This is a genomic window from Tardiphaga sp. OK246 (assembly GCF_900188215.1).
In the GTDB taxonomy this organism is placed as follows: domain Bacteria; phylum Pseudomonadota; class Alphaproteobacteria; order Rhizobiales; family Xanthobacteraceae; genus Tardiphaga; species Tardiphaga robiniae.
Genome location: NZ_FZOX01000004.1, coordinates 461,693 through 487,055 on the forward strand (window position 1 = coordinate 461,693; position 25,363 = coordinate 487,055).

Sequence of the window (25,363 nt, forward strand, 5' to 3'; positions counted from 1 at the left end):
GAAAATGTGAGGCCCTGCAGTAGCGGGGCCTTTTTTATTGGAAGGACCCCCAAGGCCGATGGCACTGCTCTATCCACACCGTCAGCATCTCGCTCGGAGGCTTCAGGCCTGACCTTGTCGGCGACCCGCAAGCGGCACGCGCACAAGCTGGCGAAGCAGGAAAGCTGTTCAGAACAAAAATGGCGTCAAGTCGATAAGGGATTGAAATCGCTTGCTAAAAATGGCTGGGGCGGGAGGATTCGAACCTCCGCATGGGGGAATCAAAATCCCCTGCCTTACCACTTGGCGACGCCCCAAAGGCCAAGGCGATAAAGGGCGGGCTGGGCCCGCGGATCGCTTTGGCTCCGTCGGTCTATAGAGAGAGCTCCGCAATTTCAACCACCTGCCAGCGGTGTTCCCCGCTTCCGGATGCGACTGACTTTTGTGCAATTGGGGGTGTCGGCTTCTGCCGGCGCGCGTGAGCCCCTGACGCCCTGAATTTTCCGATTTTCACGGTTGCATAATGCGCGATACGGACTGGGAGCTGGCGCTCGGCCGAAGCCTGTCCGCGGGCGCGGGCACTCGCCCAACACGCCATAGAATGTGTTCGGAACGACCGTTCTAGAGTTGTATATGCGGGATGTGCTTGAGCGAGACCTCGTCGATGGCCTCGCCATACCCCGCATCCGCGTAGCGAATGACGCCGAGGCCGGTGTCGTTGTCGAGGCCCATGGCGAGTCGTTCTGCCGCGGCGGCTGTGCCGTCGGCGATCAGGGTGACCCCGGCGCTGGTCATGTAGCCGGCATAGCCGCCGCCGCCGGAATGAACGGCGACGAGATCGGCCTGGGATGAACACAGCGCCATCGCGTCGAGCAGCGGCCAGTCAGCGATTGCATCCGAGCCGTCGCGCATGTTCTCGGTCATGATGTTCGGATGCGCCATGCCGGCGGCGTCGAGATGATCGCGCGAGAAGGCGACCGGTCCCTTGAGCGTGCCATTGGCAACGAGTTCATTCACGCCCAGCGCCAGTTCACTGCGCTCGCCATGACCGAGCCAGGCGATGCGTGCCGGCAGGCCTTCGAAAGGCACATACTGGCGAGCGAGCTTGATCCAGTTCGAGACGATCTGATTGTTACCGAACAGGCGCAGCACGAGATCGTCGATGGCAGCGATATCCTTGGGGTCGCCCGAAAGCGCCATCCAGCGGAACGGACCGATGGCGCGCGCAAATAGCGGGCGCAGATAGGCTTCCGTGAAAATGGGGATGTCGAAGGCGTTGGCAACGCCGCCGTCTTTTGCATGGGTACGGATCAGATTGCCGTTGTCGAACACCTCCGCGCCGCGCGACTGGAAGGTCAGCATGGCGCGCACATGGTCGACAATCGACGCGCGGCTCTCCTCCATCAATTGTTCCGGCGCTGTCTTGCGCATGATGCGCGCTTCCTCGAGCGAGCGCGTGCGCGGTACGTAACCATAGACCAGATCGTGGGCCGCGGTCTGGTCTGTGACGACATCGGGAACGATGCCGCGTCGGGCGATCTCCGGATAGATATCGGCGGCATTGCCGACGAGCCCGACCGACAGAGCGCGGCGTTCGGATTTGGCTGCCTCGATCATCGTGAGTGCCGTGTCGAGATCCGGCGCGATCTCTTCGAGATAGCCGATCTCCTTGCGTTTGCGCGCGCGTTCCGGATCGATGTCGACGGTGAGGATCGCGGCGCCGGCCATGCGGCCTGCCAGCGGCTGCGAGCCGCCCATGCCGCCGAGCCCGGCGGTGAGGACGAAGCGCCCTGCGAGCGTGCCGCCAAAACGGCGCTCGGCGATGCGCATGAAAATCTCGTAGGTGCCCTGAATGACGCCCTGCGAGCCGATATACTGCCAGGCGCCGGCCGTGAGTCCGCCCCAGCAGATCAGGCCTTTGCGCTCGAGCTCGTAGAAGATCTCAGCCTTCGCCCATTGGCCCACGATGTTGCAATTCGCCATGATCACCAGCGGCGCCTTGGCGTGCGTGCGCAGCAGGCCGACCGGCTTGCCGGACTGGATGACGAGCGTCTGGTCTTCCTCCATGGTCGTCAGAGCCTGCACGATCGCCTTGTGTGCGGGCCAGTTACGGGCCGCGCGCCCCAGCGCCGCATAGACGACGAGGTTCGACGGATCCTCACCGACCGCGAGCACGTTTTCCAGAAGGCGCAACAGACCTTCCTGCCGCCAGCCCTTGGCGCGCAGCTTTGGGCCGCCGGGAATCGGAAAATCGGGGTGCCGTGGATTCGCTGATGTCATGACGGACTCCTGTCGTGTCTCAGGCCAGTGCGTAGCGTGCGATCTCGATGCCCATGGCGCGTTCGACGGAGGGATAGACCGCCGGATCCTTGACGCTGGAGGCAAGCGGAATGATTGTCTTCGGCACATGGAACAGATGCACGTTCATGCCGACTTCGAGATGGCCCACGCTCATCGGTTCAGCCTCGTCGGACAGTGTGGCGATGATGTCCGGGAAGGTCGCGAGACGATTGCCCGATGCATCGACGATCGCCATATATTCGTTCATCACATGCAGCGTGATGGCGCGGTCGCCTTCGCCGATGGTCAGGGTGCCAATGTCGAAGGCTTCCGGCGTATAGACGACGTTCTTCGCAGTGATCTTGCCGCTGCCGAGGATGGAGCCGCCGGTGTCCTTGCAGATCGCATCGATCACGGCAGTCGGTCCTTTCGGCTCGGCGGCGAGGATGGCTTCACCGAGGCGCAGCGCGAGCGAGATGCCGCCCAAAGCGGCGTTGTCGCGCACATAGGACGCGCGCACCGGATTGCGGCAGGAGGCAATGAAGCCGCCAGACATGTCGCCCGCGGTACGCAGGATCGGCGAGACCTTGGCGGTGGCGCCGCGCACAGTGAGCTCGATATAGCGGTTCTCGGCGCGGTTGCCGCCGGCGGCTGTCTGGATCATCGGCTCGGGCGAGCCGGCAAGGCCGATCGACCCCATGTCACCGGTCGGATGCGCGCGCATATCGCCGACGGCATCGACCACCTTGGTGCCGAGCAGTGCCGATGGCAGCCACGCATTCATGGTGGACGACTTGCCATTCTGGCCGATGATGAGGCCTTTCAGCGGTTCACCCAGCGCGTCCTGTAGCAGTTGCACCGCGCGGACGTAATCCTTGCCCTGCATCTCCCAGGCGGTGGTCGACGCCGGCGCACCGATCGCAGCGGCTGTGGCGACCCAGTCGTCGTCGTTGAGTTCGTCGATCGACACGAGCTCGGGCTTGCCGACGAGAATCGCGGCGCGGCCGAGCATGCGCCCGTGATCCGCCCAGCCGCCGCCACCGGCAGCGTAGACGCCGCCGCCGCGCACGGCGGCTTCAATATCGCGTTCGGTCAGAATACGTCCCATCGGAATGTCTCCTCGGCAGATGTTCTTGTGTTCGATACGTGGTCGGTGATCGGAACGGCGGGCGTCACGCCACCGGCAGTCGCTCTGAGAGAAGCAGCGGTGGCCGCACGAATTGTCCGCTGCCAGGTTCGGCGAGAACCTTGCTGCCATCGAAAGCAAGCTGGCCGCGCACGTAGGTCGCAGCCACGGTCCACGGCAGCGTGATGCCGTTATAGGGGGACCAGCCGACCACGTTGTTGCCGCTTGCGGCACCGTCATAGACGATGGGCTTGTCCACCAGCACGGTGATGTCGGCGTCGAGGCCAGGCGCCAGCGCGCCCTTGCGATCGTCGATGCGGAAGTGCCGCGCCGGATTGAACGACATCAGCTTCGCGGCATGGGTCAACGGCAGCTTGCGTTCGACGAGGCCCTTTACCAGCAGCGGCACCATGGCTTCGAGGCCGGGGACGCCGGACGCATTGGCAAGCATGTCCGGATTGATCTTGCGATCTTCCGACCAACTGACGTGATCGGTCGAGACCAGCGAGACGCGTCCGGCTGCAAGCTCTGCCCACAGCGCTTCGACATCGGCGCGGGGGCGCACCGGCGGATTGATCTTGGCCTTGCCGCCGAGGCGGGAGACGTCGTTCTCCTCGTCGAGCACGAGATAGTGGATGCAGCATTCCACCGTGGCGTGATGACCCTCGGATCGATACCACGCCGCAATGTCATAACCGCGTGCGACAGAACAATGCACCACATGGGCGGGACAACCGGTCTCAGCGCCGGTCTCATAGATCTGCAGCATCGCGAGGATTTCGGCGAGCGGCGGGCGCGACATGGCATGGGCGCGCCAGTCGGTGACGCCCTTGGCCTTCACCTTGGCGACGGCATCGCGGATGAATTCGTCGTCCTCGTTGTGGACGCCGGCGGCGAGGCCGGTCGGCGCAATGGCGGCGAAGCAGTCGGCGAGCAGCGGCGCGGGGATGCGCGGAAAGCGCTTGGGGTCAGTGCCGAAGGTGGAGAACTTGAAGGCGGCGACGCCGGCCTTCGCCTGTTCGGCGATGCGTGCCGGACCCTCTTCGGGGGCGATGGTGCCATAGAGCGCGAAATCCACGCGCGCCTGTTTGCTCGCATGGGCGATCTTGCGCTCGACCGCAGCAGCGGAACAAACCAGATCACCTTCGTCATAGGGCATGTCGACGATAGTGGTCACACCGCCGGCTGCGGCGGAGCGCGTCGACCAGACGAAGTCTTCCTGGTTGCGCTGTGACAGGGAGTGGACCTGTGCGTCGATGGCGCCGGGCAGGATCATGCCTGACTTGAAATCCTGCCGCTCGCGGGCGGCCGGCGGCGTACCTTCGCCGACGGCGCCCACGCGCCCGTCGCGGACCGCGACCCAGCCGTTCCCGATGATGCTGTCGTGACCGATCACCTTGCCGGTGAGAACCAGATCGAAATCCATGTGTAACTCCACATTCGCCGCCGGCGAGCCGGCTTGTCGTGATGGTCCCGCGGGACCGTGTGTCCTAGAGCCTGTGCTCCAGCCGCGCGATCAGCCGCACGACCGGCAACAGCAGGAGCAGATAGATGATGGCCGCGAGGATCAGCGGCGATGAGTTGTAGGTGAGCGAGCGCGCCAGATTGGCGGAATGCAGCAGCTCCGGCACCGAGATGACGCTGGCCAGCGTCGTGAGCTTCACCAGTTCGACCGTGTTCGAGAGCAGATCGGGCAGCACGTTGCGGATCGCCTGCGGCAGCGTCACGTAAAGCAATGTCTGTGTGGCGGAGAGTCCGGTCGACCGCGCGGCCTCGCGCTGGCCCTTCGGCACGCTAACCATGCCGGCGCGATAGATCTCGCCGTAGTAACTTGCCGAATTGATCAGGAAGGCGACGGCCACAGCCACCAGCGCGGGTACGCGCAGCCCGATAAAGGGCAGGCCCGCATAGACGAAGACCAGCAGCACGAGCGGCGGAAAGGCGCGGAAGAAATCGACGGCGGCGATCGCCGGCCAGCGCAGCAGGCGATAGGGGCTGGTGGTCAGCAACATCACGAGGATACCGCTGACGAGGCCGATCGGGATCAGGAACGAGCATAGCAGAAGCGTCTGCAGCAAGCCCTGCAGCAGGAACGGTGCGACCTTCGCCATGACGTCGAGATTGAAGAATTCCTGGGTGAACTGCTCCATCAGTGCTCACCCCACCGATAGTTGCGTTCGAGCGTACGGGAGGCGATCACCAGTGGAATGAAGACCAGCACGTAAAGTAGCGCGCCCATGGTCAGCGGCGTCGCATTGGCGGACATCGACAGCGCGGAATTGGCGCGGCCAAGAATCTCGTTGACACCGATGGCGCTGCCAAGCGCGAGGTTCTTGGTGATGGAGATCGCGCGGTTGGTGAGCGGCGGAATGCCGAGGCGGACCGCCTGCGGCAGGATCACATAGCGCAGCGTCTGAGCGAAGGTGAGCCCTGTCGAGCGCGCGGCCAGCCACTGGCCTTTTGGCACTGAGGTAATGCCGGCCCAGAAGATCTCTTCGGCAAAGGCCGCAAGCACCGCACCGAGGGACATCCACAGCACGATGAGGCTGGGCAGGACGATGCCGATATTTGGGAAGCCGAAGAATAATACCAGGATGATTGCGAGCGGCGGCAGGGAGCGGAAAATGTCGACGAACACGATGATGAGGAAATTGACCGGCTTCCAGCCGATCGCCCGGAGCGCCGCGAGGCCGAAGCCGGCGCCGATACCGGTGATGACCACTGCGAGACCGGCAAGAATGGTAACGCCGGCGCCCTGCAAAATCTCCCAGCCGTACTTCATCGCGATATCCGCATTGAAGAAGGTGAAGACGAAGCGGTCCCAGTTGCTCATCGCGTCGGCAGCGGTCATGACCTAGTGCCTGATCTGCGCGAGGAAACGTTTGGTGCGGTCTTCCTGCGGACGCAAGAAGATGTCTTCGGCACTGCCTTCCTCGATGACGAGACCGCCATCGAGGAACACGACCTTGTCGGCGGCCTCGCGGGCGAAATTCATCTCGTGGCTGGCGATCACCATGGTGATGCCGCGGGCACGCAGATCCTTGACGACAGCGAGCACGCTGCCGACGAGTTCCGGGTCGAGCGCCGAGGTCGGCTCGTCCATCAGGATGATCTTGGGATTGAGCGCGAGCGAACGTGCAATGCCGATGCGTTGCTGCTGGCCGCCGGAGAGTTGTGCAGGATAGGACGCTGCCTTGTCGGGCAGGCCCACCAGCGCCAGCATCTCCGCGGCACGGGCATTGGCGTCGGCTGTGCTCATGCCGGCGACCTTGCGCAGGGCCAGCGTGATGTTCTTCTGCACGGTGAGGTGCGGATAAAGGTTGAAGCTCTGGAATACCATGCCGATCTGTCGCCGTGCGGCATTGATATCGGTGCGCGGCGACAAAAGGTCGACATTGTCCATGATGATGGAGCCGCCATCCGGCTCCTCCAGACGATTGCAGCAGCGCAGCAAGGTGCTCTTGCCCGAACCGGATGGGCCGATCAGAAAGACCAGCTTGCCCGGCTCAACCAGAAGATCGACGCCCTTCAGGACTTCGGTGGTGCCGAAGCTCTTCCGGACGCCGCGTGCTTCGAGCAGATAGTGGGGTACAGGCGCTGCTGCTGCCGAACTCATGAACAGGTCGGCTTCTGCTCGGTCGCGTCATAGCCGGCAACGCCTGGTGCGCCATAACCGGGATAGATGGTGGTGGTCGCCGATCCGGCCTCGGGCTCGACACCGAACCACTTCACGTAAAGCTTCTTCAGCGTGCCGTCCTGCTTCATGCAGACGAGTGCGTCTTCGAGCTTGTTGCGCAATTCGGTATTGCCGTTGCGCAGCGGCATGCTCCAGACGAGGCCCGTCTTGTAGAGAAAGGCATTCTTCAGCCGCGGATTGTTCTTCACGATCCAGGCGACGACGGTTGCGGCCGAGATGTTGGCGTCGGCACGGCCGGCGAGCACGGCCTGCGCCGCGTCGGTGCTGGTGGCAAAGGATTCCGACTTCCAGCCATATTTGGCGGCGTTGTCGTTGACCCATTTCTCGTAGATCGCGCCTTTCTGCACGGCGATGGTCTTGCCGGAGAGATCTTCGAGCTTGGTGATGGGAGGTGCCGAAGCCAGCGTCATGAAACGATAGTCGGCGTCGACGAAGCCTTCCATGAACAGCAACTGCTGCGCGCGCTCGGGCGTGACGGTCACCACAGCGGCGAGGAAGTCGTAGGTGCCGGCCTGAAGTGCCGGAAGGAGGCCTGCGAACTGCGCGCCTTCCACCGTGATCGGGCGTTTGATGCGCTTCGACATTTCATCAACGACGTCGATATTGAAGCCTTCAAGCCCGCCTGACAGTTTGGGCATGGCATGCGGCGCGAAGGTCGAGTCGATCGCGGACTTCAGCGGTTCCTGAGTCTGAGCGAATGCGGGGCTGGCCAAAGCCAGAAGCCCGGCGGCAAGGATCATTGCTTTCATCGAACACCTCCATTGGTGCGGCCAGGCCAAGCCGGCATCTGGCTCCGCGGTCCCTGTTATGAAGGCTAACGCAATTGCGCATCGGGGGGATATCCCATTTGATGGACATCCTATACGCTCTCGCTGCAGCGCGGAAAAATCGACTACAAACCCGGATGACAATGGAATGGACATTGCGACCTTGGTGATGACAGCCGTGGTGCTTCGTTGCGGCAATGTGCGCGAAGCCGCGCGCCAACTTGGGCGCGCACCCAGTACGCTCTCGGCAGCGGTGAAACGGTTCGAGCGCTCTATCGCAGCGCCGTTGTTGAATCGCGTAGGTGCCGCGAGCTTTCTCACGCTTGAGGCACGGCGAATGCTGGATGAGATTGAAGCCGCAGCGGATATCGCGATGGGGATGATCGCGCCCGATAGGGCAGGCGATGCAGCACGGGCTTTCTGCGCCGAGTGTGATGTCAGTCTCACGGCCTTGCAGCGTGTCGCATTGGTTGCGGAAACTGGCAGCGTTCGTCGTGCCGCACGCATCATTCGTCTCGGTCAGCCGCAACTCGCGCGACAGATTGCACGCGTTGAAGATGAACTTGGCAGCGTGTTGTTTCATCGCTCCCGTATCGGTGTCACCCCGACGCCGGCAGGCCAGTTGCTGGTCACGTCGCTGGCTGAACTTGAAAAAACCATGCAACGACTGTCACGGCGTGCGCGTGAGCGTTTTCGTTCGACCAATGCCACCATCAGGCTCGGGGCGGTGATGCCGCTCGGCCATGAAAGCAATGTCGCGCGGCTGCTGGCCTTCCTCGTCGCAGCCTGGCAGAGGGATCGGCCGACGCAGCCGCTGTTTGTCACCAATGGTACGGCCGAGGATCTGCTGACCGGCCTGAAAGACAAACGGTGCGACGTCGCGTTGATCGACAGCGACACGATCCCCGCGGATGTCTCGTCCCGCGCGCTGGTGCGATCGAAACTTGTGGTCGTTGGCGCGCGCGAGGTGCTGGGTGACCAGCCCGATGTCATGCAGGTGCTTCGGCAACAGCCGCTAGCGCTACCCAGCCGACGCACCGGGCTCGGCCAAGCCGCGCACAAACTGCTGGCGCAATTGCTGCCTCAGGCAGAGATCGATGCGCTGACAATCACGGAAATCGACTCGATCCCGATCATTGCCAACCTGATGCTGGATTTCGGCTTCGTGTCAGTACTCCCCGAAAGCGCACTCGTCTCGTTCGATGCACGCCTCGTGGCGCTGCCGGTTGATCCCGGGCTTGAACTTATCCTGTCGCTGGTCTGGGTACAGACCGAAGGCGCGCGGCGCGGCGCCCGCTCCATTCTTGCTGCTCTGCGCAACTATGCGCCGGCAACGCCAGCAGCTGCCATGATGGTCAACAGCGATTGATTTGAATGAGCGTGTCTTACCCGCTGTCGCAGATCATGAATTATAATTCTTGATCTTTTCCAATTTCGTGCATTATGCTGCAGAGATGCGAGCGCGGGTGGAGGGCAATGCTCCCACCTAGCGTCAACCTGCATTGGTAGGCCGGATCAACCGGTCATCAATTATTCCGAGGGGAGACGAGCCGATGACCACCAAGGGGTTTCTGCGTCCGTTGACGCGGCGCGCCATGCTGTCCGGGACTGCCGGTGCAGCAACATTCATTGCGACGTCGCCGCTTCATAGCCCGGCCATGGCGCAGAACGCGCCATTGAAGGTGGGGATGATGCTTCCCTACACCGGGACCTATGCGAAGCTTGGCCAGTTCATCGATGACGGCTTCCGCCTTTATGTCGAACAGAAGGGCGGCAAGCTCGGTGGGCGCGACATTGCGTTCGTGCAGGTGGACGATGAATCGAAGCCGGAATCAGCCACCGACAACATGAACCGGCTGGTCGGCCGCGAGAAGGCTGACGTCGTTGTCGGCACCGTTCATTCCGGCGTGGCCATGGCGATGGTCAAGGTCGCGCGCGACACCAAGACACTTCTGATCATTCCGAATGCTGGCGCTAATGATGCGACTGGTCCGGCCTGCGCGCCGAACATCTTCCGTACGTCGTTCTCGAACTGGCAGAGCACCTACCCGATGGGCAAGGTGATGGCCGATGCCGGTATCAAGAACGTGGTCACGATCACATGGCGCTACACGGCCGGTGCTGAGATGATCGGCGCCTTCGCTGAAAACTTCACCAAGAACGGCGGCAAGATCGTAGCTGACCTGACGGTGCCATTTCCGGAGGTGGAATTTCAGGCACTGATCACGCAGATAGCACAGTTGAAGCCCGATGCCGTGTTCAGCTTCTTTGCAGGCGGTGGCGCGGTGAAATTCGTCAAGGACTATGCGGCGGCCGGCCTGAACAAGACCATTCCGCTTTATGGCGCGGGCTTTCTGACCGACGGTACCATCGAAGCGCAGGGTGAAGCCGCCAAGGGCATCAGGACGACGCTGCATTACGCGGACAATCTCGATAATCCCGCCAATCTCGCCTTCCTCAAAGCCTTCAAGGCCAAGACAGGCAAGGATGGCGATATCTACGCCGTACAGGGCTACGATGGCGCGGCGCTGCTGGATATCGGGCTGACTGCTGTCGGCGGCGACTTCAATGCGCGCGACAAGATGATCGCGGCGATGGGGGCTGCGAAGATCGACAGTCCGCGCGGGCCGCTGTCCTTCAACAAGGCGCATAACCCGATCCAGAACATCTATCTGCGCGAGGTCCGCAACGGGCGTAACGAGATGATCTCGATCGCCCAGGCCGATGTCGACGATCCCGCGCGAGGCTGCAAGATGACCTGAAGCATCGTTACGCGGTCTGTCGATGAAGATCGAATCGTCGAAGCCTGTTGCACGCAATGCCGTCCGTGATGGAGGTGTCGCTGCGCAGCTTGGTACGGCCTCATGCTTGATTGCGCCGGCGACTGAAGGTGGCCCGCCGTGACTGGATTGATCTGATGGACCTCATCACACTAGGCGTTCAGTTGCTGAATGCGGTTCAGTATGGCGCAGTCCTGTTCCTGGTCGCGAGCGGCCTGACACTGGTGTTCGGCATCCTGGGGGTCATCAATCTCGCCCATGGCGCGTTTTATATGCTCGGTGCCTATCTGGCTTACTGGATCACGTTGATGACCGGCAGTTTTACCGTCGCCCTGCTTGGCGGCGTGCTGGTTGCCTTCATCGCCGGCATTCTGCTTGAGACCGTCTTCGTTCGTCTTCTCTACGGCCGGGATCATCTGGCGCAGGTGCTGCTCAGCTTCGGCCTCATCCTGGTCATCGATGAAATCAGGCAGTTGCTGTTCGGCAAGGACGTGCACGCGGTTGCTCCGCCCGCGTGGTTGTCGGGGTCGATCCAGCTGACCGACAATCTGTCCTATCCGGTTTACCGGCTGGCGATCTGTGTGTTCTGCCTGATGGTGGCACTCGTCATCTTCTTCGTGATCACGCGCACCAAAATCGGCATGATCGTGCGGGCTGGCTCGGAAAATCGTGAGATGGCGCGCGTGCTCGGCATCAAGTTCGACCGGGTCAATCGCTACGTCTTCGCCGCCGGCATAGCACTGGCGGCGCTCGGCGGCATCCTGATCGCGCCGATCTCGACAGTGTTTCCCGGCATGGGGGATGGCATGCTGATCCTGTCCTTTGTCGTAGTCGTGCTCGGCGGCATCGGTTCGGTCGCTGGCGCAGCCGTCGGCGCATTGCTGATCGGCCTCACGGATACGTTCGGAAAGGTGTTCTTTCCCAGCGTCTCCAGCATCCTAATCTATGTGGTGATGGCAGCCGTGTTGCTGTGGCGGCCCAGCGGAATTCTCGGACGCCAGGATGCTTGATATGGGCATGCCCAATCTGCGGGCCCGGTTGTTCGGCATCGCCTGTCTGGCCATGGCGATTGCGCTGCCATTCTGTGTATCGACCTATTACACGCAATTCTTTGCCAAGGCGCTCATCATGGGCATGCTGGCCATGTCACTGAATCTCGTGGTCGGCCATGGCGGCCTGGTGAGCCTCTGTCATGCCGCCTTTTTTGGCCTCGCCGGATACGTGCTTGCGCTATTGTCGCCTCGTTATGATGCGGCGTCGCTGTTAACGACGCTTCCGATTGCGATCCTGTGCTCCGGCGCGGCGGCCCTGCTGATTGGTGCCCTGGTGCTGCGCACCCGCGGCGTCTATTTCATCATGGTGACGCTCGCCTTTGGCGAGATGCTGTTCTTCTTCTTCCACGATACCAAATTCGCGGGCGGATCGGATGGCATCTCCATCAATATCCGGCCCGAGATCGCCATTGCCGGCCGTCAATTGCTAGATCTCGACAAGCCCATGACTTTCTACTTTGTCGTGCTGGGTTTCCTGGTGGGCGTGATCGCTTTGCTCACGATGGTGGTCCGCTCACCTTTCGGGCGGGCGCTGGCGGCAGCTAGGGACAATGAGCGCCGGGCACGGTCGCTCGGCTTTCCGATCTTCCGCCTCCGCCTGACGGCGTTCACCCTGTCTGGCGCGCTGGCGGGCGTTGCCGGCTATCTGGCCGCGGCCCAGTTCGGCTTCGTCGCGCCGCAGATGCTGGGATGGCATCAGTCGGCGACAATCCTGGTCATGGTGCTGATCGGTGGCCTGCGCTCGGTCACCGGGCCGCTCGTCGGTGCGCTGGTTCTGATCGGCATGGAAGAAGTGCTGAAGGCGCATCTCGACAACTGGAAGCTTGTCGAAGGCCTGATCATCATCGGCATCGTCATACTGCTGCCCAACGGTGTCCGGCAGATCTGGTCGATGGTATTTGGCGGGTCGCCGCAACGCGTGGCCGAAATCAAGCCTGCAGCTGCGGAAGCTCGTCATGCATGACATTGCGCTGCGTGCCGCTGGATTGCAGAAGCGCTTCGGAGGCCTGCTGGCCGTTTCCGATGTGTCGATCGACATTCGCGCCGGCGAGATCCATGCGGTGATCGGCCCGAACGGTGCCGGAAAATCCACACTGATCAATCTGCTGGCCGGTGAGCTTCTGCCAACATCGGGTGAGGTCCTGTTGAATGGCGCGGATATTACGTCGTTATCGCCGGACCGACGCGCGCGCGCCGGCCTCGGCCGCGCCTATCAGAAGACGACGTTGTTTGCGCAGTTCAGCGTGCATGAGAATGTGCGTCTTGCGGCGCAGGCCCGTTCAACCGCGCCGCTCCGGATGTTTGGCGGCACGCGGTCCGACCGGCCATACCTCCAGTTGGTCACCGATGCGATCGACCGGGTCGGGTTATCCGCACGCTCGCAGATCGTTGCCGATAAGCTAAGTCACGGCGAACAGCGCCAGCTCGAGATCGCGATGGTGCTGGCGACCAATCCGCAGGTCATCCTGCTCGACGAGCCGCTGGCGGGCATGGGGCCATCGGAAGCGCGAGGCATCATCGGATTGATTGCGTCGCTGAAGGCCGACCGTGCGCTGCTGGTGGTGGAGCACGACATGGATGCGGTGTTCGAACTCGCAGACCGGTTGACAGTGATGCAGGACGGTCGTGTCATTGCCACAGGTTTGCCGCAGGACGTGCGCGTGGATCCTGGCGTACGCGCCGCCTATCTCGGGGCTGATGGAGGCATCGCGTAATGGCCTTGCTCGAGGTGGAAAAGCTCGATGCGTTTTACGGCGCCAGCCAGATTCTGCACGGCGTCGATCTGACCTTTGCGCCGGGCGAGCAGGTGGCGCTAATCGGTCGCAACGGTATGGGCAAGACCACACTGCTGCGCTCGCTGATGGGATTGATGCCCCTTTGCCGTGGCAGTTTGCGTTTCCACGGCCGTGATATCCGCAATGCAGCACCCGAAACGATCGCGCGATGCGGCATGGCGCTGGTGCCGGAGGGCAGGGGCATTTTCGGCTCGCTATCGGTGATCGAAAATCTGGTGATGGCTGCGCGACCAGGTAATCACGGGCATCAGTCCTGGACGCTACCAAAAATCTTCGAACTGTTTCCGCGACTGCATGAACGCCGCAATAATGGAGGGCACCAATTGTCGGGGGGCGAGCAGCAGATGCTGACCATCGGTCGCGCGCTGATGACCAATCCCGATATGATCATGATCGATGAGGCCACGGAAGGTTTGGCACCGCTGGTGGCACAGTCGATCTGGCAGACGCTGGCGATCGTTCGGGGCGAGGGCATCGCGACCATCGTCGTTGACAAGGATTTTCGGAGTCTGGCGAAAGTCGCCGACCGAATGGTGATCCTGTCGAAGGGATGCGTGGTATTTGACGGAACGCCGACGGCATTGGCCGCGCAGCCGGATGTGCTGGAGCGCCATCTCGGCGTTTGACGGTTCAGCGCACGACGACGGTCAACGCATCATTGTTCGCCGTAAGAATATTGTCGGAAAGCGGCTCCGGCCATTGCACGACGAGGCGGCCGAACAGATCGTTGAGCTCTTCCCGCTCAATGGCGTCGTAAAAACAGGGCGTCGCGGCGCGCGCAATGAAGCTGTGCAGCAGGTGCGCGGCGTCGTAGTCGTAGACGATATCGCCGGGAACGCTTCCCGGCTTGCGCAGCAGGAATGTTCGCAGGCTTGTCAGGCGTGCCTGCCCGCCGTCGGTTGCGGCAAAGGAGAGTACGGCTGTCTGATGCGCAATGCGCGGGCCATCCTGCATCCGATCATACATCGGCAGCGCATTGGCGCTGATGACATCGGCGAGATCGCGGAAATCGTTTGAGACGTCTTCGACATGCAGGGTATTGCGGATCGCCATGACGCCGACGGGATCGAAGCCGCGTGCTTGCAGAAGCTCGCCCAATGTCACGACGCAGCGCTTCTCAGCCCGAAAGCCTGGGCATTGTTGTTCAACACGCGCGACACCGCGCCGACTAGTTGTGCGGCAGCCTTGTCCTTGCTGAGGCCGGCCGTATCGACAATGGCGGATGCGCGAGAATAGAGCGGTTCGCGGCTTAGCAGGATCGTGCGCAATTCCTGCATGGCGGAGCGGTCGTCGGCCATCGGGCGCAAGTCACCCTGGCGGCGGACGCGCGCCATATGCTCCTCGGGCTTGGCCTTGAGCCAGATCGTGTAGAACGACGACAATACCCGATCGAAGGTTACGGGTTCCGAGACGATGCCGCCGCCGGTCGCAAGGACGATGGGCTCCTTGCGTCCCAGCAGGCCGTTCAGCGCGGCCTGTTCCATGCGACGAAAGCCCTCCTGTCCATAGAGCGCGATGATCTCGGCGACCGATAGTCCGTTGTGCTGCTCGATCTCCTTATTGAGTTCGACGAAGCTCCAGCCGATCTTGTCCGCCAACAATTTGCCAAGCGTCGATTTTCCGGCGCCGCGCAGCCCGATCAGGGCGATGCCGCTGAATGACATATAATTCTGGAACTGACCGTTCCCGCGTCCGGCGAGAACGTCCTTGGCCTGGGCGATCTGGTTCGGTGTCGCGTTGCGAACGAGGTCGCGAATGACCGGCCACTCCGTTGTCGGTTCGTCCGCCGGAATCAGATCTTCGAGATGGGCACCCATGGCGCCGGACACCCGGCGCAGCAGCACGATAGACACGTTGCCCTTGCCGCTTTCCAGTTGCGCGATGTAGCGCTCCGAAATCCCAGACACTTTCGCCAGTACCTTTCGCGACATGCCGCGCAGGCCGCGCATGGTGCGGACACGCTGGCCGAGCTGTTCAAGAAAGGCGGTTTCGGGATCGGCCTGGTCGGTCATGTGGCGTGCGTGCTCGCAGAGGATTTCAGGAAAGATAATTCCGGATGCGATTGACAGCAACCGGAGTTGGTGACTTTATATGAATTATAATTCAAAAAAGACGATAGGGAGAGCACCGTGAACAACGGTTGTGGAATCGCCCAAGGTGCAGACGCATCATGAGTGGGCCGTCCAGTTCTTACAACGCGGTGACCTGGCTTCTCGACCGCAACATCGATGAGGGCCGTGGCAGCAAGCTCGCCTTCACCGATACCGTGACCGAACTGACCTATGGCGACCTGCAGGTAAAAAGCTGCCAACTGGCCAATTTACTGAAGCGGCTCGGTGTCCGGCGCGAAGAACGCGTCGCGATGATCATGCTCGACACCGTCGACTTTCCGGTGGTGTTCCTCGGCGCGATCCGGGCCGGCATCGTCCCGGTGCCGCTCAACACGCTGCTGACCTCGGACCAATATGCCTATGTGCTGGCCGATTGCCGGGCGCGCGTGTTGTTCATTTCCGCGGCGTTGTTGCCGGCGGTCGACGAGATGCTCGGTCGTTTGCCGGATCTTGAGCACGTGATTGTGGTCGGTGGCGCTGGCAATGGCCGCAAGAGTCTGGCTGACGAAGTCAGGAATGAGAGCACAAGCTTCACCACGGTCGCGACCCATGCGGACGAACCTGCCTTTTGGTTGTATTCGTCCGGATCCACGGGCATGCCGAAAGGCGTTCGCCATCTGCACGCCAGTCTGGAGGCAACGGCGACCACCTATGGCAAGCAGGTTCTCGGCATCCGCGAGGACGATGTCGGACTGTCTGCGGCCAAATTGTTCTTCGCCTACGGCCTCGGCAACGCCATGACATTTCCCATGTCGGTTGGTGCCACGACGGTGCTCAATCCGGAGCGACCCACGCCGGCCACCATGTTCGGCCTGATGCGGCGATATCAGCCGAGCATCTTTTTCGGGGTGCCGACATTGTTCGCGGCGATGCTGAACGATGAGGGTTTCAAAACGGAAGCTCGCCTCCCGCGCCTGCGCATTTGCACCTCGGCCGGCGAAGCGCTTCCGGAGCCGGTGGGGAATGGCTGGAAGAGCCGCTTCGGCGTCGATATTCTCGATGGGGTCGGCTCGACTGAACTGCTGCATATCTTTCTGTCGAACGCTCCCGGCGATATCAAATACGGTACGTCCGGCCGGCCGGTGCCAGGATATCGTGTGCGGCTCGTCGATGATGCTGGCCTCGATATAGCTGATGGAGAAATCGGCGAGTTGCTCGTCGATGCGCCGTCTGCCGGCGAGGGATACTGGAATCAGCGCAGCAAGAGTCGTCGCACCTTCGAAGGTCATTGGACACGCACCGGCGACAAATATGTGCGCGACGCCGACGGGCGCTATACGTTCTGCGGACGTGCCGATGACATGTTCAAGGTGTCCGGCATCTGGGTGTCACCGTTCGAGGTCGAGAGCGCGCTGATCGCGCATCCCGCCGTATCCGAAGCGGCGGTCGTACCGGAGGCCGACGCCGAGGGGCTGTTGAAGCCGAAGGCCTTCGTGGTGCTGAAGCCGAATGCCGTGGTCGAGGGCCTACGCGAATCCTTGAAGGATCACGTCAAGCAACGGATCGGTCCGTGGAAATATCCACGCTGGATCGAGGTTGTCGATTCCCTTCCCAAAACAGCCACCGGAAAAATCCAGCGCTACAAATTGCGCGATGGAGCGGCGGTCTGAAACCGAGAGATGGATGACAAGATGAGCGCATTGCAATCTGCGGGACGGCTGACCATCGGTGCGTCCGAACTCGAATATCGCATGATCGGTCCGCAACCCGACGCGGCGCCGACCATCGTGCTGCTGCATGAAGGGCTGGGCTCGGTCGCGCTGTGGGGCGACTTCCCGGACAAGCTTCAGGCGGCGACCGGCGCAGGCGTCTTCGTCTATTCCCGCGCCGGCTACGGGTCTTCGACATCGGTGACGTTGCCGCGGCCACTCGATTACATGCATGTGGAAGCGCTGGAGGTGTTGCCGCGACTGCTCGATCTCATCGGCTTTCGCCGCGGCTTGCTGGTCGGTCATTCCGATGGCGGATCCATCGCGACAATCTATGCCGGCGGTATTCAGGACCATCGCATCCGCGGCGTCTCGATGATCGCGCCGCATTTCGTCGTCGAGGATATTTCCGTAGCGTCCATCGCCGATATCAAGAGGGCGTACGAACAGGACGACCTGAAAGCCAAGCTCGCGCACTGGCATGATGACGTCGACAACGCGTTTTATGGCTGGAACGGCGCATGGCTCGATCCGCAGTTCCGCGACTGGGATATTTCCGACTATCTCGCTTATGTGCGCGTGCCCGTGCAGATTTTGCAGGGAGCCGACGATCAGTACGGCACCATGAAGCAGATCGAGATCGCCGAGGTCGAATGCTATTGCCCGGTGGATGTCGAGATCATTCCCGGCGCTGCGCATTCGCCCCATCGCGAGGCCCCCGAGGCAACCTTGCGGGCCGTGGCGGATTTTGCCAATCGCCTGCTGCATTTTCACGGCGAGGGCGAATTACGCGCTGCGTAAGCGGGCACGATCGTGACTGTCACTCCTTCTCTCGCGATGCCGCGCTGGCCCTATCGGCTCGGCAAGCAGACGAAGGCTGATCACGACACGCTGACGCAGGCCAAGGCGCTGGTCCCGCTGCGCTATGCCCGGTTCGTCCCGGCGGATGATCCGGCGTTGCGCTACGGGCTCGCGCTCAACGATGCCGGCTTCTTCTGGGAGGCTCACGAAATTCTCGAGGCCGTCTGGAAGGTGGCGCCGCAAGGAGGGCGCGACCGGATTCTGCTTCGCGCCTGTATTCAGGTTGCCAATGCCAATCTGAAACTCAGTCTGCAGCGGCCGCGCGCGGCATATCGATTGCTGCAGGACGCGCTGTCCGAACTCGATGAACTCGCCATGCGCCCGCCGGCGGGTATTGCCGGAAGCTTTTCCGAGCACCTCCCGGTCGCGATGCTGGCGTCTGCGCTCGCGCATCAACTGGCGATCGACGAGGCCGAGCGGGGTCCGGTCAAGATCACCGGAACATGAAAGAAAATGCATAATTCTATCGGATTTCCCTAGACGCCCTCAGTATCATGAATTATTGTGCATATAACCAAGGCGCACGGCGCATAAATCAAGACTGTCAAAGGGTGGAGCATGGCCGCAGAGCAACGCGTTCTCTCGAACGGCGCCAAATTTATCGACTTCCAAACCGATCCGTCGCGCTACCGCCACTGGAAGCTCAGTGTTGATAACGACGTGGCGACGCTCACCATGGATGTCGATGAGAATGGCGGTCTGTTCGAGGGCTATCAGCTCAAACTGAACTCCTACGATCTTGGCGTCGATATCGAACTGGCGGATGCCGTGCAGCGGCTTCGCTTCGAATATCCCGAGGTCAAGGTCGTGCTGCTGCGCTCTGGCAAGAACCGTGTGTTCTGCGCTGGCGCCAATATCCGCATGCTGGCCGGCGCTACCCATGCTCACAAGGTCAACTTTTGCAAATTCACCAACGAGACTCGCAACGGCTTTGAAGACTCGAGCGAAAATTCCGGCCAGCGCTTCATTTCGGTAATCAACGGCACCGCTGCGGGTGGTGGCTATGAACTGGCGCTGGCCACCGATCACATTATCATGGCGGACGATGGTTCGGCGGCGGTGGCGCTGCCGGAAGTGCCGTTGCTGGCGGTGCTGCCGGGCACTGGCGGTCTGACGCGCGTGGTCGACAAGCGCAAGGTGCGCCGCGATCACGCAGATTACTTCTGCACGATCGAGGAAGGCATCAAAGGCAAGCGCGCAGTGGCGTGGCGGCTGGTCGATGACATCATTCCGAACAGCAAGCTTGAAGCCAAGGTCGCGGAGCGGGCCAAAGAGTTTCTGGCGACGTCGAAACGTAGTGGCGCCGGCGATGGTCTCAAGCTGGCACCGCTGAATCGCCGCTTCGATGACAGCGGTATTCGTTACGGTCTGGTCAATGTCGATATCAATCGCGCAGAGCGAATTGCTACCATCTCGATTAAAGCGCCTGACGCTGCGGCGCCGTCGGATGTCGAGGGCATGATGGCGCAGGGCGCTTCCTTCTGGCCGCTGCAGGTGGCGCGCGAGCTGGACGACGCCATTCTGCATCTGCGGATCAATGAACTCGAGACAGCCATGCTGGTGTTCAAGTCGCATGGCGAAGGCGCCAATGTGCTGGCTCATGACGCCTTCCTCGAAACGCACAAGGCGCATTGGCTGGTCAACGAGATCCGGCAATACTGGAAGCGGGTGTTGAAGCGCATCGATGTGACCTCGCGCACGCTGGTGACGCTGGTCGAGCCGGGCTCGTGCTTTGTCGGCACCTTGGCCGAACTCGTCTTCGCTGCGGACCGCTCCTACATGCTGGTCGGCCAAAAGCAGGGCGACAACCGCGCGCCGCCGGCCATCGTATTGAGCGCGATGAATTTCGGACCTTACCCGATGAGCCACGGGTTGACGCGGCTGCAGTCGCGCTTCCAGGCCGATCCGGAAGATGTCACCCGCGCGGAAGCGAGGATTGGTGAGCCGCTGGATGCGGAAACCGCCGAGCAGCTCGGGCTCGTCACCTTCGCGCTCGATGACATCGACTGGGATGACGAGGTGCGTGTGTTCTTCGAAGAACGCTGCAGCTTCTCACCCGACAGCCTCACGGGCATGGAAGCCAATCTGCGATTTGTCGGGCCGGAGACGATGGAATCGAAAATCTTCTCGCGGCTGACCGCCTGGCAGAACTGGATCTTCCAGCGGCCCAATGCGGTCGGTGAGAACGGCGCGCTTGGACGTTACGGCACCGGCCAGAAGGCGCAGTTCGACATGACACGCGTGTAGCGTCCGCAACTGGAACAGCGCGGCCATGTGTCACTCTTTGGATAAATGCAAGTCGGTGGCTTGCCCAATTCGAACGATCAGAAATACAGCGGGAGATCCCAGTCATGAACATCATGAATGTCGACTACAGCACCAAGATTCCGAACAACGTGAATCTGGCCGAGGATCGCCAGGTGCTCAAGGCGCTGGAGGGATGGCATCCCGGCTATCTCGATTGGTGGAACGACATGGGGCCTGAAGGTTTTCAGGAATCCCTGGTCTATTTGCGCACCGCGATATCCGTCGATCCCAAAGGCTGGGCCAAGTTCGACTATGTGAAGATGCCTGAATATCGCTGGGGCGTGTTGCTGGCGCCGCAGGATACTGAGCGCAAGGTGAACTTCGGACGACACATGGGCGAACCCGCCTGGCAGGAAGTGCCCGGCGAATATCGCGCGATGCTCCGCCGCCTTGTGGTGATCCAGGGCGACACCGAACCGGCATCGGTCGAGCAGCAGCGTCATCTCGGTCAGACCGCGCCGTCGCTCTACGACTTGCGCAACCTGTTCCAGGTCAATGTGGAGGAGGGACGCCATCTCTGGGCGATGGTCTATCTGCTGCAGAAATATTTCGGCCGCGACGGCCGCGAGGAGGCCGACGATCTTCTCCGTCGCCGCTCGGGGGATGCCGATGCGCCGCGCATGCTCGGTGCATTCAATGAAGCCACGCCGGACTGGCTGTCCTTCTTCATGTTCACCTTCTTCACCGATCGCGATGGCAAGATGCAGTTGGAGAGTCTGGCGCAATCCGGCTTCGACCCGCTGTCGCGGACCTGCCGCTTCATGCTGACGGAGGAGGCGCATCATATGTTCGTCGGCGAGACCGGCGTCGGCCGCGTGCTGCAGCGAACCTGCGAAGCGATGAAGGCGGCGGGGATCGAGGATCCCAACGCCATCGAGAAAATCCGTCCGCTCGGCGTGATCGACTTGCCGACCATGCAGAAGAAGATCAACCTGCACTATTCGCTGTCGCTCGACCTGTTCGGTTCGGAAGTTTCGACCAATGCCGCGAATTTCTACAATTCCGGACTGAAGGGCCGCTTCCAGGAGACCAAGATCGAAGATGATCACCAGCTCACCAACGACATCTATCAGGTCCTGAAATTCGTCGATGGCGAAATCAAGCTGGTCGACGAGCCGGCGCTGACCGCGCTCAACATGCGCCTGCGCGACGATTACACCGCGGATTGTGCCAAGGGCGTCGAGCGCTGGAACAAGATCATCGAGAAAGCCGGCGTCAATTTCCGCTTCGATCTGCCTCACACTGCGTTCCATCGCCAGATCGGTGAATTCCGCGATGTGAACGCCTCGCCGAAGGGCATCATCATGAGCGATGCCGCCTGGGCGAAAGCCAGGAACGACTATCTGCCGTCCGTTGACGACGGTGATTTCATCGCATCGCTGATGACGCCGGTCAGCGAGCCCGGCAAGTTCGCCAGCTGGATATCGGCGCCGAAGGTCGGCATCGATAACAAGCCGGGCGACTTCGAATACGTAAAGATTGCGGCCTGAAACGAGCGGACGCGGCGGAGGGATTTCCAGCTCCCCCCGTCGCTGTCAGTCCTCGATGGCACGTGCGGGATTTGCCATGAACGCTCCTTTCAAACAGCATCTGATCGATCCGGAAATCTGCATCAGGTGTAACACCTGCGAGGAGAGCTGCCCGGTCGATGCGGTGACGCATGACGACAACAACTATGTCGTCAACGCAGAGATCTGCAATTACTGCATGGATTGCATTTCGCCATGCCCGACCGGCGCGATCGACAACTGGCGCGTCGTCGCGGCGCCGTATTCGCTCGACGAGCAGTTCTCCTGGAGTGATCTGCCGGCGCAGGAGGAGATCGCGGACAATAGCCCGAGCGCGGGCGCCATCGAGGCGCTCGAGGATGAGATCGGCGCATTGCTCGAAGAAGCACGCAAAGGGCTGGGCGGCAAGCCGGTGGCGCCGCTGTCATCGAGCAAGGCGTCGGTCAATCTTTATAACCGCGGCAAGCCCGCACTGGCCACGGTGACCGGCAATTTCCGGCTCACCCACGCGACGGCCGACTCCGACGTGCGCCATATCATCCTGGATTTCGGCGAGCAGCCGTTTCCCATCCTCGAAGGCCAGAGCATCGGTATCGTCGTGCCGGGCCTGGGCGCGGACGGCAAGCCGCATCAGGTGCGGCTCTATTCGATCGCTAGTTCGCGCGATGGCGAGAAGCCGAATACCAACAATCTGGCGCTGACCGTGAAGCGTGAAGTCGGTGGGCTTTGCTCGAACTATCTCTGTGATCTGCCGCGTGGCGCAAAGGTCGAAGTCACCGGGCCATTCGGTGCCACCTTCCTGCTGCCGAACGATCCGTCGGCGAATGTTCTCATGGTCTGTACCGGCACAGGCTCTGCGCCATTCCGTGGCTTCACGGAGCGCCGCCGGCGCGCGATGCCCGGCGCGCCCGGGCGGCTGCTCCTGTTCTTCGGTGCGCGCCGTCCTGAGGAACTGCCCTATTTCGGTCCGCTGCAAAAGGTTCCGGAGGAGTTGCTGGGCAAGCACTTCTGCTACTCGCGCGTGCCGGGCGAGCCACGGATCTATGTGCAGGATCGTATCCGCAGCGAAGCTGCAGCGATCACATCGCTGCTGCGCGACGTGCAGACCCACGTCTATATCTGCGGGTTGAAAGGCATGGAAAGCGGCGTTGAAGAGGCCTTCGCCGATATTTGCCGCGCCGCGTCGATGGATTGGTCGGATCTGAAAGCGGCGATGCGCAGCGGTGGGAGATATCACGTCGAGACTTACTGATCGATGTTGCATCCGATCCGAGCCGGCAACAACCGGTTCGATTGAACAGCCCGCATAAGAACAAAGACGGTACGTTATGGGGGAGAGAAGCGATGGTTCTGGACCGCGACAATGCGGCTGGCTCAGGCAGTCCATTTTTTCTGACGCCGTCGGTTGACGCAGAACCGCGATCCGACGGTACGATCCTTCTTCGATCCGATACTGCACTGCGCCCCTATGCGCGTTGTGTCGGGGACTGGCTTGAACATTGGGCACAACAGGTGCCGGAGCGGATCTTTCTGGCAGAGCGGTCCAGTCCGGATGTGCCTTGGGTGACGCTGAGCTATGCCGAGACGCTTCGGCGCGTGCGCAGCGCGGCTAGCTGGATTCTTGCACAAGAGATGAGTGCGCAACGGCCCCTCGCAGTGCTATCGGACAACGGCATCGAGCATGCCGTTCTGGCCCTAGCAGCGATGCATGTCGGTGTGCCGGTCGCTGCGATTTCCCCGGCCTATTCGCTGATGTCGAAGGATTTCGAAAAGCTGCGTGGCACGATTCAACTTCTAGATCCCGGTGCCATCTACGTCTCGAACTTGCATCAGTTCGGTCCGGCCCTCGCTGCGATAGGCCCGTTTCACACCGCCGCCATCATCGGCGGTGGCGCGGCTGCCGGAGCGGGATACTCATACGCCGATGTGATCACGACGCCGGTGAGCGCAGCGATCTATCATGCCTTCGCAGCGGTCGATGCCGACACGATCGCCAAATTCCTGTTCACGTCGGGATCGACCGGCGCGCCGAAGGCGGTCATCAATACCCAGCGCATGCTGACCTCGAGCCAGCAGGCCAAGGCGCAGACTTGGCCGTTTCTCGAAACTCAGCAGAGCGAACTCGTTCTTCTGGATTGGTTGCCATGGAGTCATACGTTCGGGGGAAATCACAATTTCAATATGGTGCTGCGCAACGGCGGAACGCTTTACATCGATAGCGGCAAACCCGCGCCCGGATTGTTCGCGACGTCCCTCGCCAATCTGCGCAGCGTCATGCCGACGGTCTATTTCAACGTGCCGCGTGGCTTCGACATGCTTATTGCAGCCCTGCGGAAGGACGATGGGTTGCGAGAGCGATTCTTCAGCGAGGTGAAGTTCGTCTTCTATGCCGGTGCGGCTCTGCCGCAGAGCACATGGTCGGCGCTGGAGACACTTTCCATCGAGACAATCGGGCATCCGTTGCCGATGGTCTCCGCCTGGGGATCGACGGAAACATCGCCGCTTGCGACCGATTGTCATTTTCAGGCGCCAAGATCAGGCAATATAGGCGTGCCTATTCCTGGTACGGAGCTAAAGCTCGTACCATCTGACGGCAAGTTCGAGGTGCGGGTGCGCGGGCCCAATGTGACGCCGGGCTACTGGAAGGCGCCGGACCTCACCGCGAAAGCTTTTGATGCGGACGGCTTCTATCTGATCGGCGATGCCGTTGCATTTGCAGATCCGGCTCATCCGGAGCAGGGCTTGCTGTTCGACGGGCGCATCGCCGAGGATTTCAAGCTGACATCAGGTACATGGGTCAACGTCGGAACGCTGCGCGTAGCAGGAATCTCCGCATTTGCGCCGCTGGTTCAGGACATTGTCGTGGCCGGCCATGGCGGTGCGGATGTGCGTTTCCTTCTTGTTCCCAATCTGGCTGCCTGCCGCGTGGTGTCCGGCCTGCCGGAGTCCGCGAGCATCGATGCCGTGCTTGGCTGCGAAAATGTGCGTTCGTCCATAGCGGAAGGGCTCGCAAAATTGAAGGCGGCAGGCGGAGGGTCTTCCACCCATGCAACTTGCGCGCTTTTGCTGGCGGAGCCGCTATCTGTCGATGGCGGCGAGATTACTGACAAGGGCTACGTCAACCAGCGCGCCGTTCTTGCGCGCCGTGCAGTCGACGTCGAAGATCTGAACAGAGGGGTCTCGGGTCGCCTGATAATCTGCAAGAGTGTCGAGCAATACGCCCGTCATGCCTAGGACGTTCAGAATCCGAACGATGCTTCGGGATTAAAAATATTGCGTTGATGGAAGGCATCAGGTCGAGCGGCAACACGCAAGACTCTGCCGATGCGATCAACTGTCACATGCGGTGTCATGCCGTCGTCACACCCCAGCGCGGCCGCCGTGGTCAAATATGGCGCTCTTCCCCAGAGCACATGGACCGGCGCGAGGGCATTCGCGCGCTCCACGAGG

Annotated in this window: 23 protein-coding genes and 1 tRNA gene; 13 read left to right on the forward strand and 11 right to left on the reverse strand. The window is 61.5% G+C overall.

Annotated features, from left to right (window positions below; genetic code table 11):
- Nucleotides 1-221 precede the first annotated feature (221 nt).
- From CHC01_RS20475 to CHC01_RS20510, 8 genes are all read right to left on the reverse strand, one after another.
- A tRNA-Gln gene (locus CHC01_RS20475) sits at nucleotides 222-296 on the reverse strand.
- A gap of 304 nt (nucleotides 297-600) precedes the next feature.
- Nucleotides 601-2,259, reverse strand: a complete 1,659-nt coding sequence (gene ertB, locus CHC01_RS20480) for a thiourocanate hydratase (protein WP_089266061.1) — start codon at nucleotides 2,257-2,259, stop codon at nucleotides 601-603.
- A 19-nt stretch (nucleotides 2,260-2,278) separates the two neighbouring features.
- The gene (gene ertC / locus CHC01_RS20485) at nucleotides 2,279-3,367 is read right to left on the reverse strand and encodes a thiohydantoin desulfurase (protein ID WP_089266062.1); all 1,089 of its coding nucleotides are present in this window, start codon (nucleotides 3,365-3,367) and stop codon (nucleotides 2,279-2,281) included.
- 64 nt (nucleotides 3,368-3,431) lie between these two features.
- Nucleotides 3,432-4,811 (reverse strand): hydantoin-5-propionate amidohydrolase, encoded by a 1,380-nt coding sequence (gene ertD, locus CHC01_RS20490; protein WP_089266063.1) that lies wholly within the window; start codon nucleotides 4,809-4,811, stop codon nucleotides 3,432-3,434.
- A gap of 64 nt (nucleotides 4,812-4,875) precedes the next feature.
- Complete coding sequence (locus CHC01_RS20495; RefSeq protein WP_089266064.1) at nucleotides 4,876-5,535, reverse strand: amino acid ABC transporter permease; 660 nt, start codon at nucleotides 5,533-5,535, stop codon at nucleotides 4,876-4,878.
- Nucleotides 5,535-6,236 carry an amino acid ABC transporter permease gene (locus CHC01_RS20500; protein ID WP_199711958.1) on the reverse strand — a complete coding sequence of 234 codons (702 nt, stop codon included), beginning with the start codon at nucleotides 6,234-6,236 and terminating at the stop codon, nucleotides 5,535-5,537. The genes CHC01_RS20495 and CHC01_RS20500 overlap by 1 nt, the downstream gene beginning before the upstream one ends.
- A 3-nt stretch (nucleotides 6,237-6,239) precedes the next feature.
- The gene (locus tag CHC01_RS20505) at nucleotides 6,240-7,001 is read right to left on the reverse strand and encodes an amino acid ABC transporter ATP-binding protein (protein WP_089266065.1); all 762 of its coding nucleotides are present in this window, start codon (nucleotides 6,999-7,001) and stop codon (nucleotides 6,240-6,242) included.
- On the reverse strand, nucleotides 6,998-7,831 hold the full coding sequence (locus tag CHC01_RS20510) for a transporter substrate-binding domain-containing protein (protein WP_089266066.1): 834 nt from the start codon (nucleotides 7,829-7,831) through the stop codon (nucleotides 6,998-7,000). The genes CHC01_RS20505 and CHC01_RS20510 overlap by 4 nt, the downstream gene beginning before the upstream one ends.
- A gap of 166 nt (nucleotides 7,832-7,997) precedes the next feature.
- On the opposite strand from CHC01_RS20510, the gene CHC01_RS20515 reads away from it, so the two are divergent.
- The 6 genes from CHC01_RS20515 to CHC01_RS20540 all read left to right on the forward strand — a co-directional run bounded on the left by CHC01_RS20515 (nucleotide 7,998) and on the right by CHC01_RS20540 (nucleotide 14,103).
- A complete protein-coding gene (locus CHC01_RS20515) occupies nucleotides 7,998-9,218 on the forward strand; it encodes a LysR family transcriptional regulator (protein WP_176454652.1) in 1,221 nt (406 codons plus the stop codon).
- A gap of 184 nt (nucleotides 9,219-9,402) precedes the next feature.
- On the forward strand, nucleotides 9,403-10,611 hold the full coding sequence (locus tag CHC01_RS20520; RefSeq protein WP_089266068.1) for an ABC transporter substrate-binding protein: 1,209 nt from the start codon (nucleotides 9,403-9,405) through the stop codon (nucleotides 10,609-10,611).
- A 155-nt stretch (nucleotides 10,612-10,766) separates the two neighbouring features.
- The gene (locus CHC01_RS20525) at nucleotides 10,767-11,639 is read left to right on the forward strand and encodes a branched-chain amino acid ABC transporter permease (RefSeq protein ID WP_089266276.1); all 873 of its coding nucleotides are present in this window, start codon (nucleotides 10,767-10,769) and stop codon (nucleotides 11,637-11,639) included.
- Between the two features lies 1 nt (nucleotide 11,640).
- Entirely contained in the window at nucleotides 11,641-12,645 is a 1,005-nt protein-coding gene (locus CHC01_RS20530; RefSeq protein WP_089266069.1) for a branched-chain amino acid ABC transporter permease, read from the forward strand.
- A complete protein-coding gene (locus CHC01_RS20535) occupies nucleotides 12,638-13,396 on the forward strand; it encodes an ABC transporter ATP-binding protein (RefSeq protein ID WP_089266070.1) in 759 nt (252 codons plus the stop codon). Before CHC01_RS20530 ends, CHC01_RS20535 begins: the two co-directional genes overlap by 8 nt.
- Entirely contained in the window at nucleotides 13,396-14,103 is a 708-nt protein-coding gene (locus tag CHC01_RS20540; RefSeq protein WP_089266071.1) for an ABC transporter ATP-binding protein, read from the forward strand. Before CHC01_RS20535 ends, CHC01_RS20540 begins: the two co-directional genes overlap by 1 nt.
- A 4-nt stretch (nucleotides 14,104-14,107) precedes the next feature.
- On the opposite strand, the gene CHC01_RS20545 is transcribed toward CHC01_RS20540, so the two are convergent.
- Both CHC01_RS20545 and CHC01_RS20550 read right to left on the reverse strand, forming a co-directional pair.
- A complete protein-coding gene (locus CHC01_RS20545; RefSeq protein WP_089266072.1) occupies nucleotides 14,108-14,581 on the reverse strand; it encodes a hypothetical protein in 474 nt (157 codons plus the stop codon).
- The gene (locus CHC01_RS20550) at nucleotides 14,578-15,489 is read right to left on the reverse strand and encodes a helix-turn-helix transcriptional regulator (RefSeq protein WP_089266073.1); all 912 of its coding nucleotides are present in this window, start codon (nucleotides 15,487-15,489) and stop codon (nucleotides 14,578-14,580) included. Before CHC01_RS20550 ends, CHC01_RS20545 begins: the two co-directional genes overlap by 4 nt.
- Nucleotides 15,490-15,647: 158 nt before the next feature.
- Between CHC01_RS20550 and CHC01_RS20555 the strand changes: the two genes are divergently transcribed.
- The 7 genes from CHC01_RS20555 (at nucleotide 15,648) to CHC01_RS20585 (ending at nucleotide 25,147) form a co-directional block, all read left to right on the forward strand.
- Nucleotides 15,648-17,198 (forward strand): benzoate-CoA ligase family protein, encoded by a 1,551-nt coding sequence (locus CHC01_RS20555; protein WP_089266074.1) that lies wholly within the window; start codon nucleotides 15,648-15,650, stop codon nucleotides 17,196-17,198.
- Nucleotides 17,199-17,219: 21 nt separating this feature from the next.
- Nucleotides 17,220-18,038 carry an alpha/beta fold hydrolase gene (locus tag CHC01_RS20560; protein ID WP_089266277.1) on the forward strand — a complete coding sequence of 273 codons (819 nt, stop codon included), beginning with the start codon at nucleotides 17,220-17,222 and terminating at the stop codon, nucleotides 18,036-18,038.
- Nucleotides 18,039-18,050: 12 nt separating this feature from the next.
- On the forward strand, nucleotides 18,051-18,545 hold the full coding sequence (locus CHC01_RS20565) for a DUF309 domain-containing protein (RefSeq protein ID WP_244558445.1): 495 nt from the start codon (nucleotides 18,051-18,053) through the stop codon (nucleotides 18,543-18,545).
- A gap of 111 nt (nucleotides 18,546-18,656) precedes the next feature.
- On the forward strand, nucleotides 18,657-20,345 hold the full coding sequence (gene boxC / locus CHC01_RS20570) for a 2,3-epoxybenzoyl-CoA dihydrolase (RefSeq protein ID WP_089266076.1): 1,689 nt from the start codon (nucleotides 18,657-18,659) through the stop codon (nucleotides 20,343-20,345).
- A gap of 104 nt (nucleotides 20,346-20,449) precedes the next feature.
- On the forward strand, nucleotides 20,450-21,895 hold the full coding sequence (boxB, locus tag CHC01_RS20575; protein ID WP_089266077.1) for a benzoyl-CoA 2,3-epoxidase subunit BoxB: 1,446 nt from the start codon (nucleotides 20,450-20,452) through the stop codon (nucleotides 21,893-21,895).
- 76 nt (nucleotides 21,896-21,971) lie between these two features.
- On the forward strand, nucleotides 21,972-23,165 hold the full coding sequence (gene boxA / locus CHC01_RS20580) for a benzoyl-CoA 2,3-epoxidase subunit BoxA (protein WP_089266278.1): 1,194 nt from the start codon (nucleotides 21,972-21,974) through the stop codon (nucleotides 23,163-23,165).
- Between the two features lie 92 nt (nucleotides 23,166-23,257).
- Nucleotides 23,258-25,147, forward strand: coding sequence for a feruloyl-CoA synthase (locus CHC01_RS20585; protein ID WP_089266078.1), 1,890 nt, complete (start codon nucleotides 23,258-23,260; stop codon nucleotides 25,145-25,147).
- A gap of 5 nt (nucleotides 25,148-25,152) precedes the next feature.
- On the opposite strand, the gene CHC01_RS32675 is transcribed toward CHC01_RS20585, so the two are convergent.
- On the reverse strand, nucleotides 25,153-25,302 hold the full coding sequence (locus CHC01_RS32675) for a hypothetical protein (protein ID WP_176454653.1): 150 nt from the start codon (nucleotides 25,300-25,302) through the stop codon (nucleotides 25,153-25,155).
- Nucleotides 25,303-25,363: the final 61 nt, after the last annotated feature.

Coding starts and splice junctions, on each gene's coding strand:
- ertB (WP_089266061.1), bottom strand. CDS start 2,259: ATGACATCAGCGAATCCACGGCACCCCGATTTTCCGATTCCCGGCGGC.
- ertC (WP_089266062.1), bottom strand. CDS start 3,367: ATGGGACGTATTCTGACCGAACGCGATATTGAAGCCGCCGTGCGCGGC.
- ertD (WP_089266063.1), bottom strand. CDS start 4,811: ATGGATTTCGATCTGGTTCTCACCGGCAAGGTGATCGGTCACGACAGC.
- CHC01_RS20495 (WP_089266064.1), bottom strand. CDS start 5,535: ATGGAGCAGTTCACCCAGGAATTCTTCAATCTCGACGTCATGGCGAAG.
- CHC01_RS20500 (WP_199711958.1), bottom strand. CDS start 6,236: ATGACCGCTGCCGACGCGATGAGCAACTGGGACCGCTTCGTCTTCACC.
- CHC01_RS20505 (WP_089266065.1), bottom strand. CDS start 7,001: ATGAGTTCGGCAGCAGCAGCGCCTGTACCCCACTATCTGCTCGAAGCA.
- CHC01_RS20510 (WP_089266066.1), bottom strand. CDS start 7,831: ATGAAAGCAATGATCCTTGCCGCCGGGCTTCTGGCTTTGGCCAGCCCC.
- CHC01_RS20515 (WP_176454652.1), top strand. CDS start 7,998: ATGGACATTGCGACCTTGGTGATGACAGCCGTGGTGCTTCGTTGCGGC.
- CHC01_RS20520 (WP_089266068.1), top strand. CDS start 9,403: ATGACCACCAAGGGGTTTCTGCGTCCGTTGACGCGGCGCGCCATGCTG.
- CHC01_RS20525 (WP_089266276.1), top strand. CDS start 10,767: ATGGACCTCATCACACTAGGCGTTCAGTTGCTGAATGCGGTTCAGTAT.
- CHC01_RS20530 (WP_089266069.1), top strand. CDS start 11,641: ATGGGCATGCCCAATCTGCGGGCCCGGTTGTTCGGCATCGCCTGTCTG.
- CHC01_RS20535 (WP_089266070.1), top strand. CDS start 12,638: ATGCATGACATTGCGCTGCGTGCCGCTGGATTGCAGAAGCGCTTCGGA.
- CHC01_RS20540 (WP_089266071.1), top strand. CDS start 13,396: ATGGCCTTGCTCGAGGTGGAAAAGCTCGATGCGTTTTACGGCGCCAGC.
- CHC01_RS20550 (WP_089266073.1), bottom strand. CDS start 15,489: ATGACCGACCAGGCCGATCCCGAAACCGCCTTTCTTGAACAGCTCGGC.
- CHC01_RS20555 (WP_089266074.1), top strand. CDS start 15,648: ATGAGTGGGCCGTCCAGTTCTTACAACGCGGTGACCTGGCTTCTCGAC.
- CHC01_RS20560 (WP_089266277.1), top strand. CDS start 17,220: ATGAGCGCATTGCAATCTGCGGGACGGCTGACCATCGGTGCGTCCGAA.
- boxC (WP_089266076.1), top strand. CDS start 18,657: ATGGCCGCAGAGCAACGCGTTCTCTCGAACGGCGCCAAATTTATCGAC.
- boxB (WP_089266077.1), top strand. CDS start 20,450: ATGAACATCATGAATGTCGACTACAGCACCAAGATTCCGAACAACGTG.
- boxA (WP_089266278.1), top strand. CDS start 21,972: ATGAACGCTCCTTTCAAACAGCATCTGATCGATCCGGAAATCTGCATC.
- CHC01_RS20585 (WP_089266078.1), top strand. CDS start 23,258: ATGGTTCTGGACCGCGACAATGCGGCTGGCTCAGGCAGTCCATTTTTT.